Source organism: Streptomyces sp. NPDC001970, from assembly GCF_053594115.1.
On record NZ_JBSFDW010000004.1, the window covers coordinates 198655 to 214747 of the forward strand.

Here is a 16093-nt window from a genome sequence, read left to right on the forward strand (position 1 = left end):
AGCTCCGTCCGGGGACACCACCGTTCCGGTCAGTATCCGGCCGGGCGCACGAGTCCCGTCTCGTACGCGAAGACCGCCGCCTGAGTCCGGTCGCGCAGGCCCAGCTTGACCAGGATGCGGCTCACATGGGACTTCACCGTCTGCTCCGCGACCACCAGTCGCACGGCTATCTCCGCGTTCGACAAGCCCTGCGCGATCAGGGAGAGGACCTCGGTCTCGCGCTCCGTCAGGTCGCCGACGCGGTCCTTCAGCGGGGCGCGGGGAGCGCCGATGGTGCGGGAGAACTCGGTGATCAGGCGCTTGGTGATGTTCGGGGAGAGAAGGGCGTCACCGGCCGCCACCACCCTGACCGCGTGCGCGAGTTCGTCGGCCGATGCGTCCTTGAGGAGGAACCCGGACGCCCCGGCGCGCAGCGCCTCGTACACGTACTCGTCGAGGTCGAAGGTGGTCAGGACGAGCACCTTGACGGTGGCGCCGGCCGGTTCGGTGATGCGGCGGGTCGCCTCGATGCCGCCGAGCTCGGGCATCCGGATGTCCATCAGGACGACGTCCGGCGTGAGTTCGGCGACCTTGGCGACGGCGTCGAGGCCGTCGACGGCCTGACCGACGACCTCGATGCCCGGCTCGGCGTTGAGCAGGACCGTGAAGCCCTGCCGGACCATCATCTGGTCGTCGGCGATCAGGACGCGGATGGGCGCCTGAGGTGCCTGGGCGGTCGTCATGGGGCTCCCTCGACGGGTTCGGCGGCGGACGGCTCGGTGCGGGTGGTGTCGGCGGGGAGGATTGCGGTCACTTCGTAACCGCCGTCCGGCGTGGGCCCGGCGGCCAGTTCGCCGCCCAGCATGGCAGCGCGTTCCCGCATGCCGAGGAGGCCGTGTCCAGCGCCCTGCGAGGGCGGGGCGGGCCGGTCCGGCGCGGTGTTCGTGACCCGGACCGTGACGCAGGACCGCTGATGTCCGACGGCCACCCGCACCTGGGCGCCGGGCGAGTGCCGCATCGCGTTGCTGAGCGCCTCCTGCACGATGCGGAACGCCGACAGCTCCACGCCGGGCGACAGCGGGCGCGGATCGCCCGTGACCTCCGTGGTGACCGTGAGACCCGCACCCCGCACGTTGTCGACCAGCTCGGGCAGGCGGTCGAGGGTGGGCTGCGGTGCGTGCCGTACGCCCTCGGCCGAGGGGTTCTCCGAGCGCAGCACGTCAAGGACGCGGCGCAGCTCGGTCAGTGCCTCGACGGCGTTCTGGCGTATGCCCGCGAGGTTCTCCCTCAGCTCGGCGGGAGGATTCTCGACCAGGTGAGGGGCGACCTGTGCCTGGATGGAGATGACGGACATGTGGTGCGCGACGACGTCGTGCAGTTCGCGGGCGATCCGGTTGCGCTCCTCGAGGAGGGCGCGCGCCGACCGCTCCTCGGCGGTCAGCACCTCCTGCTCGACCAGCCGCGTCCGGGCGAGGCGGGCGGTGCGCAGCGAGGTGCCGACCACCACCGCGGTGGTGAAGGCGATGGTGCCCCGCTCAAGGACGTCGTTGTGGCCATGGGTGGTGAAGGCCATGTTGATCAGTCCCGACAAAACAGTGAGGCCCAGCGCCTCGACCGCGACCAGGAGGCGGACCCGCAGCGCGAGGAGGAGCAGCACGACGGTGTGCAGGGCGATGCCCCAGACGCTCCAGGGCCAGACCACGTCGTGGCTGACGTCGGCCTCCACGATCGCAGCCGTCAGGAAGAGCGTGACCGTCGACAGCCACCAGCCGGGCACCGGGCGGGACAACGCGAGGACGAGGGCCGCCGACTGGAGGACGACGAGCAGCACCAAGCTCGACGTGTCGACGTACTGCTCGTAGTTGTTCTCTTGGGAAAAGCCCATGATCACCGCGAACAGCACCGCGTGGGCATGCGGCAGCCATCCGAGCCAGCCGTTGCGCGGCAGCGGGTCTCGCGCCATCGTCCACAGGTCCGCGCGCAGGGGGTGCGCCGCTGAGCGCACCGCCGAGACGAATCGTTCCTTGCCCCCCGTCTTCACGTGGTCAACCCTAGGCACGCCGTACCTCCGCTGTCCGTTCGGGCCGATGCTCGCGCACGACCGTGGTGTGACCCGGCCTTCCGTGTCCTCGTCCGTGCGTCTCGTACGTGTGGAACGCCGCCCAGCACACCAGCAGCGCCACGGCGAAAACCGGCAGCCAGGCCAGCCGGGCGAACACCCAGCCAGGGCTGTCGGGGACGGTGTGCAGTCCGGGCAGGGGCGTGCCCGCGAGCAGGCCGACGGCGGTGACGGCCATCATCGCGGTCTGGTGCCACAGGAAGACGGTCATCGCGGAGAGGTTCAGCAGTGCCACTGCCGCCCAGGCTGTGGGGTGTTGGAGCGCACGCCGCAGCGGGTCGAGCAGCAGCAGCGCCGCGCCGCACTGGGCGAGACCGAAGGTGACGGCGGCGAGGGTCGGCGGGTTGAGGTTGGAGACGGCGGCGCCGGGCACGCCGACCATGGACGCCGGGTACCCGGCGAACAGCACGAGTCCGGCGGTGGCGGCGGCGCCGCCGGACAGCAGCACCCATCCGGTCCGGTGGTCCCGCAGACCGCCGCGGGCCCAGGCCGCGCCCAGGCAGTACGGGACGAGCCAGCCGGCCGCCACATTGATCCAGCCGAGCCAGGCGGGTCCGCCGAGGCCGAACCGGATCAGGTCGATGTGCAGCACGACGGCGAACGGCCACAGCGGGTGCAGTCCGGCCACGAGCGGAGTCGCCGCCGTCAGCGCCGCGAAGACGAGGAGGAACCAGAGCGGGGACAGCACCAGCTTGGCCAGCGTGTGCACGGTCTCGACCCCCACCCCGGAGGCGAGCATCACACCTGTCGCCATGGTCCACACCGCGAGCACGGATGCCACCGGCCGGAACAGCCGCGCCGTCCGGGCGCCGAGCCACCGGCCGTACGTCTCGCCGCGGGCCCGGGCGGAGGCGTGACTCTTCGCACCCACCTGCCCGCCCACGAGGAAGAAGACCGCCAGGGTCTGGAACACCCAGGAGACGGGAGCCAGTCGGGGCATGTGCTGGAGCGGGCCGGCCCCGCGCACCGTACCGCTGTCGGCGACCAGGGCGGTCACCAGCCAGTGGCCGAGGACCACCCCGAGGATGGCGAGAGCGCGCAGCGCGTCGACGGCTCGGTCGCGGTCGGACGGGGTCGCGGAGTCGATCCGCCGGACGAGGTCACGCACGGTCCCGTCCTCTCACGATGCGGGCGATGCTCCTGAGCGGAACGGAGCCGGGCTTCAGGTAGTCGCTGTGTCCGCCCTCACCTGCGTCGAAGACGCGAGCACCGAACTCCTCCGACACCGGGTCGGTCCCGAACCCGACGGTGGCGACGGGCAGTCGGAGCCGCACGTGCGGAGCGTCCGCGATCCAGTCGGCGGCACTCCGGCCGGCCCAGACGGTGGCGCGGCTGTGCAGTTGGCCGACGTGGCCGGCGCCGGTCCCGGGGCTGCCGTACAGGACGATGTCCGTGACGTCGAGTCCGGACGCGGCCCGGGCGCAGACCACCGATCCGTAGGAGTGGCAGAGGAGGGAGATCCGGACGGAGGGCGCGACGGCCCGTAACCCCTTGACGAATCGGCGCAGTTCGGAGGCGCCGTCATCCGCGCGGCCGGGCGTCAGCGCCGTAAGGCTCAGCGTGGCCGGCGGCCGGTATCCGAGCCAGGCGACGACGGCTGCCCGCTCGCCCAGCTCCTGCCGGAGCGAGGCCGCGCCGGCCCGGAAGCGTTCGTACCGGTCGAGTCCGGTGTCTGAACCGGGCACCAGCACGGCGATCCGCCCGGCCACGGACAGGTCGCCGAACACCTCGGCGGCGCGGCCTCCGTCGCGGCCGTCGAAGGCGAGGACGTGCCGCGCCGGATCCGCCATGCCGCGCAGCGCGGCCGCCCGCTTCCGGTGCCCGTGCCCTGCGGCCATCCGCTCGGCCGCCCGGATGCCGTCGCGGTTCGCGGCATACCGCTCGGCGAGGGCGGCATGCGTCGCGGCACGCAGCGGGGCGACGGCGGCCGGGGCAGGAGCGGGCGCCGGGACGGCCGTGGGCCGTGCCGCACCCGACACCGGCACGGCCACCGACGCGGCGACGAGCGCGGCGAGCAGGGTCCGGCGCAGGCGGTTCGTGGGTGGGCGGGATGCCATGGGGGTGGTCCTTCCGTCTCCGGTGCCGGATGTCGGCCGTACGTGCGGCACCGAAGCTATGGATCACCCGCCATGACCGGCGTCCCGCCGGGGAGCGCACCTGGCGCCTAGCTCTGAAGTACGAGGGGTAGGAGGCACGTTCAGGTTCTGTTCTGCATCGCGTGGGCCAGAAGCCGGGGCACCCCCGGCTCTCGGCACGGGCGTGCGCCGCTTTTACCCACGATGTGCTCTGTGACGCCGAAGTCGTCGGCCAGTTCCTTCACCAGGAAGAGCCCCCGCCCGTCGCACGCGTCCGCGTCGGCGGCCTGTACTTCGGGCCGACCGTCCCCGCTGTCCCGCACATGGATACGCAGCACGGCGCCATCGACGGCGAGCCCGCGCAGAATTCGCGTCCAGGCGGGACGCCGTGCCGCAAGGCGTTCGTGGCGAGTTCCGAGACCGCGAGTCGCACGTCGTTCGTGCCGCTCGACAAGCCCCACCGGATGAGGGTGTCGAGGGCGAATGAGCGTGCCGCACCGACCGACCGGGCGGCGGTCACCGATTCGGCTTCCTGGCGCAGTCCGCTCAGCTCAGTGTCGTACCGGAGGTCGGCGCCGGCGGAGAGTTCCCGTCCCGCGGGGAGGGTGAGGCGACGGCCGAGTCCGCTCCATCGCCGTCACCGGGAGTCAGTTCGGTCCCGGCGCATTCGGTGTCGCGGCGGCCGCGCTGCTGGTCGGCGGCGGCCTGGTCGCGTACTCGGTGCACCGGCGGCGCACCCGCACCACGTCCTGACGCCAATGACGCCAATGACACCAATGGCGCCGATGATGGCCTGACGGCCCGCCGAGCCGCGACGGGCGCAGTCGTCATCGGACGGCGACGCCCGGCGCGCACCCTATGCGGGACCGGACTTCGTACGAGGTGTCTGGCCGGGGCGGTCCACGATGCCGCGGTCGAGAACGGCCGTGGAGGTCACGGCCGTTCCGGCCTTGCCCCAGGCGCTGTCCTCGAGCAGAACGGTGCGCTCGCCGAGCAGTTGGAGGGTCTTCTCGTCAAAGATCCATTCGGTGCGTTCGCCGTCGTGCTCGCGGGCGACGGCCACACCACGGCGCCCCGCGGCATCCACGGCTCCGAGAACGGTGACCACACCGGGAATCCGGGCCGCTGCCCGGTACAGCGCGGCGCTGGTCTCGGGTGGCGCCGCAACCCCTCGCAGCAGGTCGCCGATCATGACGAAGGCCTCCTGGTCCGGGCCGGTGGTGGAGTCGGTGCCCGGTCCGTGGTTGAGCGTGGTGTCGGCGTAGATGTGCTCGAGGAGGGCGGCGGGGGCGGTGGGGAGCGTGGCCAGGAGCTGGTAGGTCGGGGCATTCAGCGTCCCCTTCCCGGGGGCGTCCACCTGCTGCTCGCCGCCCCCGCGGCCGCGCAGAACGGTCCGTCCCGTGCCATCGACGGAGACCCACTCCTCCCGGGCGCTGTCCTCACGCGCGGTCTTCCCGGTGTCCCCGTCGAGCGAGGTGGTGAAGCCGGAGGTCCTCACGTACGTGTACTGGTCGCCGCGCACCTGTTCCACCGGTGCCCGGTGGGCCGCGAGCGCGATGTTCTCCAGCAGTTGGACTGTTTGAGGCGACGCCGGAGGAGCCGCTTCTCCACGGCTCTCGGCACCGGCGGAAGCCGTCGGATTCGTCGGCTCGCGCAGGGCGTCGATCCCGCCGAGGCCGACGGTCAGGGCGGCGACGCAGGCCGTCGCGGCTGCCAGCATCAGGACGGGACGCCGACGACGGCGAACAGGTGCGGGCGCTGTCGAGCGGTCGATCTCTTGCATCAGGTGTTCCTTGAGGAGACGCCGGCGGTCGGCGGACAGGTCGGGGTTCGTCGGTGAGGGCAGCAGCAGTGCCAGGTCCGCGCGCTCCGCGACCTCGGACGGTCCGGCCGGCTCGGACGGTACGGAATGCCGGAAGGCTGCGCTCATCGGGAAGTTCCCTCCTGTGACGACCGTGCCGCCGATGGGCGGCTGCCCTGTATGTGTCCGCCGCCGGCCGGCGGTTCCCCGTCTACCTTCCTTATCCTGCGCAACTCCTCCTCCGCGAGCCGGCTCAGTCGCTTCCTCGCCCGGGCCAGCCGGGAGCGAACCGTGCCCACCGGAATGCCCAGCGCCTCGGCGGTGGCGGCGTAGCCCAGGCCCGACCACACGCACAGCGTGAACACCTCGCGCTCGCTGCGGCGCAGCCGGCCCAGCGCCCGGGACGCGGCGGCCAGTTGATCGCGGTCGGCCATCCTGGCCACCAGCTCGTCCGCGAAATCGGGCACCACCGGGCAGGGAGGCAGACGGGACAAGGCGGCCTGGTGCCTCCGGGCGGCGCGAGCGGTGTTGCGCAGCACGTTGGTGGCGATACCCAGTAGCCAGGACCGCACGTTCCGGACTTCGCCGTGCAGCTTGTCCCGCAGTCGCCAGGCCTCCAGGAAGGTCAGCGACACGACGTCCTCGGCCGTGGCCCAGTCGCCGGTCACCCGTACGGCATGGGCGTACACCAGTCGGGCGTGCGCGTCGAACATCTCGTCGAACGCAGCGCGGTCGCCGGACCGCAGCCGCTCACCGGGTGAAGAGTCCACGCCCGGAGGTGTCCGATCCGCCCGCTCGGTTCCCAGTGACCTCCATCACATCGGAGAACGGTCGTGTGGGGCGCGTGGGCCGTTCACGAGGTGGCTGCGGGGTCAATGGTGGCGGAGCCCACGCGGGCGCCGTCGGCGTTGTAGACGCCGACCATGACGGGCTCGGTGCCCTTGTCGGGCCATGCCGCGTAGTCCTCGATGAGTGCGGAGACGTCCTGTGTGTTCGGCGTGCCCTTGGCGGTGGTGACGAGGTAGGTGTACGGCCGGTCGCCTTCGACGGTGTCGATGACGTGGGTGACGTTCAGGGCAAGGGGTGTTCCGTCCGCCGCGGCGGCAGCGGTGAACTGTGCGGCGTCGCTCCGGTTGTCGGCCTCGTCGTCCGGGGGCTGAGCCGCGAGGGTGGCGGGGACGGCGAGGTCCGCGGTGGGCTCGTCGGAGCAGGCGGCGGTCAGCAGCAGGCAGGCGGCGATGGCGAGGTATGTGGTGCGGGGGCGCATGTGGGGGCTCCGTGGTGTGTGTGTGCGGTACGGGCGCGCCCCCGCACCGTAGCCAGTGCGGGGGCGCAGCTGTGTGAGGTCAGTTCACATCCACAGGGCGTCGGCGCGGTCGTTCCAGGAACCGGTGCCGATGCCGGGGTAGTCGTCGTTGGCGAGGTTCGACTTGCAGCCGCCGAGGGGGGTGATGATCTCGGGGTCGGGCAGGTTGTTGCGGTAGTCGATGAGGCCCATGCCGCCGATCTCGTCGTTGTTGCAGGTCGAGGACGTCTTGTCGCGGAAGTCGTACTGGCCGAGGGACTTGGTGCCACCCTCCGACCACTGGAGCTTGCGGCCCTTCCAGTTGGCGTCCTGGTAGACGCAGACCCAGCCGTAGGCGCAGCTGGTGACCGCGGCGGCCGCCCGGGTGCCACGGGCGTCGGGCGCCTTCGCAGCCGGGGACTTGGGGGCCAGCATGGCGGAGCGGCCCTTGGGGGCCCTGGGCAGGACCCGGGAGTCCTTCTTGGCGTAGGCGGCCATGTCGGCCTGTGCCTGTGCGTCGTTGTCGAAGCACTTCACCGTGAGGTCGGGGTACTCGGAGCAGACCTGAGCGGTGCCCCAGCCCTTGGTGAGGTCGATCTTCCGGCCTTTGTACGTGGCGATGACCGCATCCTGGCGCGCCTCGGCGTCGCGGGCACGGTCGGCCTTGTCGGCGACCCCGGTGTTCTCGGCGGCGGGGGTGGTCGGGCCCGTGCCGGCGGTTGCGGGGGTGGTCGCGCCGAGCGCGAGGGCGGCTCCGAGGCCGAGGGCGGTGATGGTTCTGCGGATGTTCAAGGTGGTGCTTCCTCCCGTTTGTTGTCACACCGGGAGTGGACCCTAAGTGATCACATGATGATCGGCCAAATGGGTTTGGGGGCCGGCAAGTCATCGAGAACTACGACAAGTTGAGGAATAGTCAGTTCCGTTTGGGCTCCGGCGTCCGGCCCCGCCCGCTGAGTTCGCGGGCCAGCTCCGTCAGCGCCTCCAGCGCCGGGTGCGGTGCCGTCGTACGCCAGGCGAGCAGGACCGGGACCGGCGGGGCGTCGGTGAGGGGGCGGTAGGTGACGCCCGGGTGGGGGTGCATCTCGGCCGTGGACGCGGCCGAGACGCCGGCGCCGCGGCCCGCCGCGATGGCGGTGAGCCAGTCGTCGGTGTTGGCGACCGTGAGGGTCGACGCCGGCCGGGAGGGGGCCGGCCACAGGGCGGGAGTGGTGGTGCCGGAGACCGTGTTGAGGACGATCGTCCCGGGAGTCAGGTCGGCGAGGGCCAGCGCGGGGCGGGCGGCCAGCGGGTCGTCGGACGGGACCGCCGCGACCCGGGGCTCGGTGAAGAGGAGTTCGGTCGCGAGGCCCGGGGTGTCGACCGGGCCTCGCAGCACCGCCGCGTCGACCTCGCCACGGGCCAGGCCCGCCGTGCGGTCGTCGATGCGCAGGAGCTCGAGGGGCACGTCCGGATGTTCCTGCTGCCAGCGGCGGAGCAGCGGGGTGGTGTACGGGCCTAGGGCGGACCAGGCGTGGCCGAGGCGCAGGGGGCGGTGGTGCAGACGGCCCGCGTCGAGGGCCTCCTCGAAGGCGGTGACGGCCGTCGCGGCCTTGTCGCGGAAGGCCAGGCCCTCGGGGGTGAGATCGAGGTGGTGGGTGGAGCGGTCGACGAGCCGGACGCCCAGGTGGCGTTCGAGCGCGGCGAGGGTGCGGGAGACGGCCGGCTGGGTCAGATGCAGCGTGGCGGCGGCCCGGGTCAGGCTCCGTTCCTCCGCGATGGCGAGAAAGCAGCGGAGATGACGCAGCTCGATGCTCATGCGTGCGGAGCATAACCGCAGCCCATTAGGCATTTCACGGGCGGCGCGGAATTCCGTAGCGTGAAGGCCGGGAAGTGGACCAGAATCTTCCAGTGCAGTATTTTGGACCAGAAGTGTAGTCGGGTGGACGAAGGGGGAATCGGTGAGCGGGTCCCGGAGCGCGAGCGGCGTGAGCAGCGCGAGCGCGGAGCAGGCGGCCGCCTCCGCCGTCGCGCTGCCCGAGGCCGCAGGCGCCCTCGCGGGCGGCCGAGGGCGCGGTCTCGCGCTCGGGCCCGTCGCGCTCGTCGTCGCGGGCGGGGTCTCGGTGCAGTTCGGTGCCGCCGTCGCCGTGCTGCTGATGCCCCGCGCGGGAGCGCTCGGCGTCGTCACGCTGCGGCTCGTGCTCGCCGCCATCGTCCTGATGCTGGTCTGCCGGCCACGACTGCGGGGCCACTCCCGCGCCGACTGGGGCACCGTCGTCGCCTTCGGCACCGTCATGGCGGCCATGAACATGCTGTTCTACCAAGCCGCGGACCGGATTCCGCTCGGCGCCGCCGTCACCCTCGAGGTGCTCGGACCGCTCGCGCTCTCGGTCGTGGTCTCGCGGCGGCTGATCAATCTGCTGTGGGCTGGGCTCGCGCTCGCCGGCGTCGTCCTGCTCAGCGGCGGCGGCTTCGACCGCCTCGACCCGGTCGGTGCCGCCTTCGCCCTCGGGGCGGGCGCGATGTGGGCCGCGTACATCGTCTTCAGCGCCCGCACCGGACGCCGCTTCCCCCAGGCCGACGGGCTGGCCCTCGCGATGGCGGTCGGCGCGGTGCTCAGCCTGCCGTTCGGCATCGTCGAGGCGGGGAGCAAACTGTTCGTGCCGTCCACGGTCGGGCTCGGGCTCGCGGTCGCGCTGATGTCGTCCGTGCTGCCGTACACGCTGGAGCTCCTGGCCCTGCGCCGGCTGCCCGCGTCGACCTTCGCCGTGCTGATGAGCCTGGAGCCCGCGATCGCGGCGACCGCCGGATTCCTGGTGCTGCACCAGGCCCTTTCCGCCGCCGACGCGCTGGCGATCGCCCTGGTCATCGCGGCCAGCATGGGAGCGGTACGGACACAGGTGGGGCGCGCCGCCCGGTAGCCGCCGGTCGGCAGTAGGAGGCGGACACGATGAGGGATCCCTGGCCCGAACCCGAACCCGAACCCGAACCCGAACCCGAACCCGAACCCGAACCCGAACCTGGCCAAGGCCCCGATCCCGGCCCCGGCCCCCGCCCGGATCCCGGCCCCCGCCCGGATCCCGGCCCCGGCCCGGATCCCGGCTCCGGCCCTGAAGACCCTGAAGGTCCGGGCCCTGAGGACCTGGTCAGGGCCGCCCGTGCCGCCGGAGTCCGTGACGCCCGCCTGCTGGAGGCCATGCGGTCCACCCCGCGCGCGGCCTTCGTCCCCGCCGCGCACCGCGCCTCGGCGTACGCGGACGTGCCGATCCCCATCAGCCACGGTCAGGTGACGACGCAGCCCTCCCTCGTCGCCATGATGATCGACGCGCTGGGCCTCACCGGGAGCGAGTGCGTCCTGGAGATCGGCACCGGCCACGGCTTCCAGACCGCCCTGCTGGCCCGCCTCGCCACGTACGTCGTCAGCGTCGAGCGCTGGCCGGACATGGCGCGGCAGGCCCGGGCCAGTCTCGGCGCCCAGGGCGTCGGGAACGTCGAGGTCGTCGTCGGCGACGGCACCCTCGGCATGCCCGCCCGCGCCCCCTACGACGCCGTCGTCGTCTGCGCCGCCTTCCCGGAGGTGCCACCGCCGCTGGTCCGGCAGCTGCGGGTCGGTGGCCGTCTCGTCCAGCCGATCGGCCCGGGCGGCCAGGAGGAGGTCGAGCTGTACGAGCGCACGGCCGCCGCCCACGGCCTCCTGCGCAGGGGCAGTGTCGTGGCGGCCCGCTTCGTCCGCCTCTACGGGGACTACGGATATCCCGCGACGGACCCGTTCGGGGATGCTGGGTGACGATTCGGGGATGCTGGGGGACATGGTGGCGGTCGTGACGGTCCTGGGCGTCGACGCGTGCGCGGCCGGGTGGGTGGGGGTCGAGCTCCGTGACGGCCGGTTCGCAGGGGCTCGCCTGAGCAGCGACCTGCGCTCCCTGCTGCGCGAGGCACCGGCAACCGGTGGCGGTGGTGACGTCGGGGTCGTGGCCGTGGACATGCCCCTGGGGCTCCTCGACACGGGGTGGCGGCACGCGGACACCGAGGCGGCCGCCTTGCTGGGCCGGCTCCGGAGCAGCGTCTTCCGAGTGCCTCCGCGCGCGGTGTGGCAGGAGGAGGAGTACGAGGCCGCGAACCGCAGATGCCGGGAGCTCACCGGCACCGGGCTGAGCCGCCAGAGCTGGGGGCTCGCCGTCAAACTCCGCGAGGCGAACGGCTGCCTGGCGGACGCCGGGAGCGACCGCCTCTTCGAGGTGCACCCCGAGGTGTCGTTCCGGGCACTGGCGGGCGGGCAGCCGCTCCCGCACCGGAAGAAGAGCTGGGCGGGGCAGATGGCCCGCCGCTCCCTCCTCGAGGCCGCAGGCGTCGTCATTCCCGACGAACTGGGGGACGTGGGACGCGTGGCGCCGGACGACGTGCTGGACGCGGCGGCCGCGGCCTGGAGCGCACACCGGATCGCCCTGGGCCGCGCGCGCTCCCTCCCGGACCCGCCGCAACGCGACGGCCGCGGCCGTCCGGTCGCGATCTGGTACTGACCCCCGCGGACGGGGCAGCTGCCGGCCGCCCTCCGCGGACGGGGAAGCCGTCGGCCGCCCCTGCGCACACAGAGGGCCGAAAAAAGTAAAGCAAGCACGCTTGCTTGTTTCTGGTCGCGGTGCCATGCTCCGGACACCACGCCGTGTCCCGGAGGGAGCGCACCGTGTCCGACCCCGCAGTCGTCCTGGACGACTTGCGTGCAGAGAGCGAGGAACTCGACCGGCTCGTCGGCGAGCTGAGCGAGGAGCGGTGGTCCGCGCCGACCCCTGCCGCCGGCTGGACCGTCGCCCACCAGATCGCCCACCTCGCCTGGACCGACGATGTCGCGCTGCTCGCCGTCACGGACGCGGAAGCGTTCGGCACGGAGGCCCAGAAGGCCCTCGCCGCGCCCGACACCTTCGTCGACCGGGCCGCGGAGGCGGGGGCCGCCCAGCCGCCCCACCTGCTCGTCGCCCGCTGGCGCGCCGGCCGTGACCGGCTTTACGAGGCCCTGCGCGGCGCGCCCGCGGGAGCCCGCTTCCCCTGGTACGGGCCGCCCATGAGCGCCACGTCGATGGCGACGGCCCGCCTCATGGAGACCTGGGCGCACGGCCAGGACGTCGCCGACGCCCTCGGAGTCGTACGCGCACCCACCGCCCGGCTGCGGCACGTCGCGCACATCGGCGTACGCGCCCGGGACTACGCCTTTCTCGTGAACGGCCTCGAGCCGCCGAAGGAGCAGTTCCGCGTCGAGCTCACCGGACCGGGCGGCGAGACGTGGACGTACGGGCCCGCGGACGCTGCCGAAGGCCAGGGGAGGGTCACCGGCCCCGCGCTGGACTTCTGCCTGCTGGTCACGCAGCGCGCGCACCGCGACGACCTCGCCGTACGGGCGGAGGGCGCGGACGCCGACCGGTGGCTGGACATCGCCCAGGCCTTCGCAGGCCCTGCGGGTGCGGGCCGCGCACCGAAGGGGGCGTGAGGATGGCTCCGGAGCCGCTTCGTATCGGCAACGCCTCCGGCTTCTACGGCGACCGCTTCGACGCCGTGCGCGAGATGCTCACCGGCGGTGAACTCGACGTCCTCACCGGCGACTACCTCGCCGAGCTGACCATGCTCATCCTCGGCCGCGACCGGGCGAAGGACCCGCGGCTCGGCTACGCCAAGACCTTTCTGCGGCAGCTGGAGGAGGGCCTCGGGCTCGCCCACGAGCGCGGGGTGCGGATCGTCACCAACGCCGGCGGGCTCAACCCGGCGGGACTCGCGGACGCGGTGCGCGCACTCGCGGACCGGGTCGGCGTGCCCGTGCGGGTCGCCCACGTCGAGGGCGACGACCTCACCCCCCGCTTCCCCGGCGCGCTCGCGGCCAACGCGTACCTCGGCGGGGGCGGGATCGCCGCGTGCCTCGCCGCCGGCGCCGACGTCGTCGTCACCGGGCGGGTGACGGACGCGGCGCTCGTCACCGGGCCCGCGCAGTGGCGGTTCGGGTGGGGGCCTGAGGCGTACGACCAGCTCGCGGGCGCGGTCGTCGCGGGCCACGTACTGGAGTGCGGGACGCAGGCGACCGGCGGAAACTACGCCTTCTTCACCGGCCATGGACTCCGGCGGCCCGGCTTCCCGCTCGCGGAGCTGTACGCCGACGGCACGTCCGTCATCACCAAGCACCCCGGCACCGGCGGTTTCGTGGACGTCGGCACGGTCACGGCGCAGCTGCTGTACGAGACGGGCGGCGCGCGGTACGCAGGTCCCGACGTCACCGCCCGCCTCGACTCCGTACGGCTCACCCAGGACGGGCCCGACCGGGTCCGTGTCGCGGGCGTGCGCGGCGAGGCCCCGCCGCCCACGCTCAAGACCGGTCTGGTCAGGGTCGGCGGCTGGCGCAACGAGGTCGTGTTCGTCCTGACGGGACTGGACGTGGAGGCCAAGGCGGAGCTGGTCCGGGGACAGATCGAGGACGCCTTCGCGCATGCCAAGTCCCGGCCGGAGGAGGTCCGCTGGGAACTCGCCCGCACCGACCGCCCCGACGCGGACACGGAGGAGACGGCGAGCGCGCTGCTGCGGCTGGTGGTGCGCGACAGGGACGCGGAGGCGGTGGGACGCGTCGTCAGCGGCGCCGCGATCGAGCTGGCGCTCGGCAGCTACCCCGGCTTCCATGTGACGGCCCCGCCGGGGAAGGGCACACCGTACGGGGTGTTCGACGCGGTGTACGTGGACGCGGCGTCGGTCGAGCACGTCGCGGTGCTGCCGGACGGGGCGAGGGTGCCGGTTGCGGCGGCGGGCCGCACGCGGCCGCTGGAGCCCGTCGCCGCACCGTCCCTGCCCGAGCCGCTGCCGGCGGACGGTCCGGCGCGCCGCGTACCGCTCGGCGTCGTCGCGGGCGCGCGCAGCGGAGACAAGGGCGGGGACGCGAACGTCGGTGTCTGGGTCCGGACGGACGAGGAGTGGCGATGGCTGGCCCACGAGCTCACGGTGGACCGCTTCCGTGAACTCCTCCCGGAGACCGCCGGACTGACGGTCGTACGGCACGTCCTGCCGAACCTTCGCGCGCTGAACTTCGTCGTCCACGGCCTGCTCGGCGAGGGCGTCGCCGCCCAGGCCCGCTTCGACCCCCAGGCGAAGGCGCTGGGCGAGTGGCTGCGGGCACGGCACGTCGAGGTGCCGGAGGCGCTGCTGTGACGACGCCGGGTTTCCTTCTCCCCGCGCAGCGGCCCACGCCCTCGGCCATCACCACACACCCCCAACGGAGGTGACCCCATGACCGTCCTCCCCAGCACGCTCGACACGACGTCGCCCGAGTACGCCGCTCACCGCGCCGCCATGCTCGCCAAGCTGGACCAGCTCGAGGCCGAGCACGCGAAGGCCCTGGCCGGGGGCGGCGAGAAGTACGTCGCCCGGCACCGGAAGCGCGGCAAGCTGCTCGCCCGCGAGCGGATCGAGCTCCTCCTCGACCCGGACACGCCGTTCCTGGAGCTGTCGCCGCTCGCCGCGTGGGGGAGCGACTACCCCGTCGGCGCCTCCCTCGTCACCGGCATCGGCACCGTCGAGGGCGTCGAGTGCCTGATCACCGCCAACGACCCGACCGTACGCGGCGGAGCAAGCAACCCCTGGACGCTGAAGAAGGCCCTGCGCGCCAACGAGATCGCGTTCGCCAACCGCCTCCCGGTCATCAGCCTGGTCGAGTCGGGCGGTGCCGATCTGCCCTCCCAGAAGGAGATCTTCATCCCCGGCGGTGCGCTCTTCCGCGACCTCACCCGGCTGTCCGCCGCCGGTATCCCGACCGTCGCCGTCGTCTTCGGCAATTCCACCGCCGGCGGGGCGTACGTGCCCGGCATGTCCGACCACACGGTCATGATCAAGGAGCAGTCGAAGGTCTTCCTCGGCGGCCCGCCGCTCGTCAAGATGGCCACCGGCGAGGAGAGCGACGACGAGTCCCTCGGCGGCGCCGAGATGCACGCCCGCACCTCCGGCCTCGCCGACCACTACGCCGTCGACGAGCACGACGCCCTCCGCCACGCCCGCCGGATCGTCGCCCGCCTCAACCACCGCAAGGCGCACCCCGATCCGGACGCCCCCGCGGCGGAGCCGAAGTACGACGAGGACGAGCTCCTCGGCATCGTCCCCGAGGACCTCAAGACCCCCTTCGACCCGCGCGAGGTCATCGCCCGGATCGTCGACGGCTCGGACTTCGACGAGTTCAAGCCGCTGTACGGGACGAGCCTGGTCACCGGCTGGGCGCGGCTGCACGGCTACCCCGTCGGCGTTCTCGCCAACGCGCAGGGCGTGCTGTTCAGCGCCGAGTCGCAGAAGGCGGCCCAGTTCATCCAGCTCGCCAACCAGCGCGACATCCCGCTCCTCTTCCTCCACAACACCACCGGCTACATGGTCGGCAAGGAGTACGAACAGGGCGGCATCATCAAGCACGGCGCGATGATGATCAACGCGGTGGCGAACTCGAAGGTCCCGCACCTGTCCGTCCTCATGGGCGCCTCGTACGGCGCCGGGCACTACGGCATGTGCGGACGGGCCTACGACCCGCGCTTCCTCTTCGCCTGGCCCAGCGCCAAGTCCGCCGTCATGGGCCCGCAGCAGCTCGCCGGCGTCCTGTCGATCGTCGCCCGCGCGTCCGCCGCCGCGAAGGGGCAGCCGTACGACGACGAGGCCGACGCCGCCCTGCGTGCGATGGTGGAGCAGCAGATCGAGTCCGAGTCGCTGCCGATGTTCCTGTCCGGGCGGCTGTACGACGACGGCGTCATCGACCCGCGCGACACCCGCACGGTCCTCGGCATGTGCCTGTCCGCCCTCCACACGGCTCCGGTCGAAGGCGCGCGCGGCGGCTTCGGCGTCTTCAGGATGTGAGG

At 72.8% G+C, this 16093-nt stretch carries 16 protein-coding genes; 6 read left to right on the forward strand and 10 right to left on the reverse strand.

Features of this window, described 5'->3' with window-relative positions; genetic code table 11:
• Window positions 1–29: 29 nt before the first annotated feature.
• The 10 genes from ACWCP0_RS07540 to ACWCP0_RS07585 form a co-directional block, all read right to left on the reverse strand.
• On the reverse strand, window positions 30–722 hold the full coding sequence (locus tag ACWCP0_RS07540; protein ID WP_451077922.1) for a response regulator: 693 nt from the start codon (window positions 720–722) through the stop codon (window positions 30–32).
• Window positions 719–2020 carry a sensor histidine kinase gene (locus ACWCP0_RS07545; RefSeq protein ID WP_451077923.1) on the reverse strand — a complete coding sequence of 434 codons (1302 nt, stop codon included), beginning with the start codon at window positions 2018–2020 and terminating at the stop codon, window positions 719–721. Before ACWCP0_RS07545 ends, ACWCP0_RS07540 begins: the two co-directional genes overlap by 4 nt.
• A gap of 10 nt (window positions 2021–2030) precedes the next feature.
• Entirely contained in the window at window positions 2031–3206 is a 1176-nt protein-coding gene (locus ACWCP0_RS07550; protein ID WP_451077924.1) for an acyltransferase family protein, read from the reverse strand.
• On the reverse strand, window positions 3199–4155 hold the full coding sequence (locus ACWCP0_RS07555) for an alpha/beta hydrolase (RefSeq protein ID WP_451077925.1): 957 nt from the start codon (window positions 4153–4155) through the stop codon (window positions 3199–3201). Before ACWCP0_RS07555 ends, ACWCP0_RS07550 begins: the two co-directional genes overlap by 8 nt.
• Before the next feature lie 140 nt (window positions 4156–4295).
• Window positions 4296–4634: an ATP-binding protein gene (locus ACWCP0_RS07560; RefSeq protein WP_451077926.1), complete on the reverse strand. Its 339-nt coding sequence runs from the start codon at window positions 4632–4634 to the stop codon at window positions 4296–4298.
• A gap of 395 nt (window positions 4635–5029) precedes the next feature.
• Window positions 5030–6103: a CU044_5270 family protein gene (locus ACWCP0_RS07565; RefSeq protein ID WP_451077927.1), complete on the reverse strand. Its 1074-nt coding sequence runs from the start codon at window positions 6101–6103 to the stop codon at window positions 5030–5032.
• On the reverse strand, window positions 6100–6744 hold the full coding sequence (locus ACWCP0_RS07570; RefSeq protein WP_451077928.1) for an RNA polymerase sigma factor: 645 nt from the start codon (window positions 6742–6744) through the stop codon (window positions 6100–6102). The genes ACWCP0_RS07565 and ACWCP0_RS07570 overlap by 4 nt, the downstream gene beginning before the upstream one ends.
• 83 nt (window positions 6745–6827) lie before the next feature.
• On the reverse strand, window positions 6828–7241 hold the full coding sequence (locus tag ACWCP0_RS07575) for a hypothetical protein (protein WP_451077929.1): 414 nt from the start codon (window positions 7239–7241) through the stop codon (window positions 6828–6830).
• A gap of 84 nt (window positions 7242–7325) precedes the next feature.
• Complete coding sequence (locus ACWCP0_RS07580) at window positions 7326–8051, reverse strand: peptidase inhibitor family I36 protein (protein ID WP_451077930.1); 726 nt, start codon at window positions 8049–8051, stop codon at window positions 7326–7328.
• A 121-nt stretch (window positions 8052–8172) separates the two neighbouring features.
• Window positions 8173–9054 (reverse strand): LysR family transcriptional regulator, encoded by an 882-nt coding sequence (locus tag ACWCP0_RS07585; RefSeq protein ID WP_451077931.1) that lies wholly within the window; start codon window positions 9052–9054, stop codon window positions 8173–8175.
• A gap of 169 nt (window positions 9055–9223) precedes the next feature.
• Here ACWCP0_RS07585 and ACWCP0_RS07590 point away from each other — a divergent pair, with 169 nt between their 5' ends.
• The 6 genes from ACWCP0_RS07590 to ACWCP0_RS07615 all read left to right on the forward strand — a co-directional run bounded on the left by ACWCP0_RS07590 (window position 9224) and on the right by ACWCP0_RS07615 (window position 16091).
• A complete protein-coding gene (locus tag ACWCP0_RS07590; RefSeq protein ID WP_451077932.1) occupies window positions 9224–10156 on the forward strand; it encodes an EamA family transporter in 933 nt (310 codons plus the stop codon).
• Between the two features lie 221 nt (window positions 10157–10377).
• Window positions 10378–11022, forward strand: a complete 645-nt coding sequence (locus ACWCP0_RS07595) for a protein-L-isoaspartate(D-aspartate) O-methyltransferase (RefSeq protein WP_451078049.1) — start codon at window positions 10378–10380, stop codon at window positions 11020–11022.
• Between the two features lie 10 nt (window positions 11023–11032).
• On the forward strand, window positions 11033–11755 hold the full coding sequence (locus ACWCP0_RS07600) for a DUF429 domain-containing protein (protein WP_451077933.1): 723 nt from the start codon (window positions 11033–11035) through the stop codon (window positions 11753–11755).
• A gap of 164 nt (window positions 11756–11919) precedes the next feature.
• Complete coding sequence (locus ACWCP0_RS07605) at window positions 11920–12717, forward strand: TIGR03084 family metal-binding protein (RefSeq protein WP_451077934.1); 798 nt, start codon at window positions 11920–11922, stop codon at window positions 12715–12717.
• Window positions 12718–12719: 2 nt separating this feature from the next.
• A complete protein-coding gene (locus ACWCP0_RS07610) occupies window positions 12720–14411 on the forward strand; it encodes an acyclic terpene utilization AtuA family protein (RefSeq protein WP_451077935.1) in 1692 nt (563 codons plus the stop codon).
• A gap of 78 nt (window positions 14412–14489) precedes the next feature.
• Complete coding sequence (locus tag ACWCP0_RS07615; RefSeq protein ID WP_451077936.1) at window positions 14490–16091, forward strand: acyl-CoA carboxylase subunit beta; 1602 nt, start codon at window positions 14490–14492, stop codon at window positions 16089–16091.
• Window positions 16092–16093: the final 2 nt, after the last annotated feature.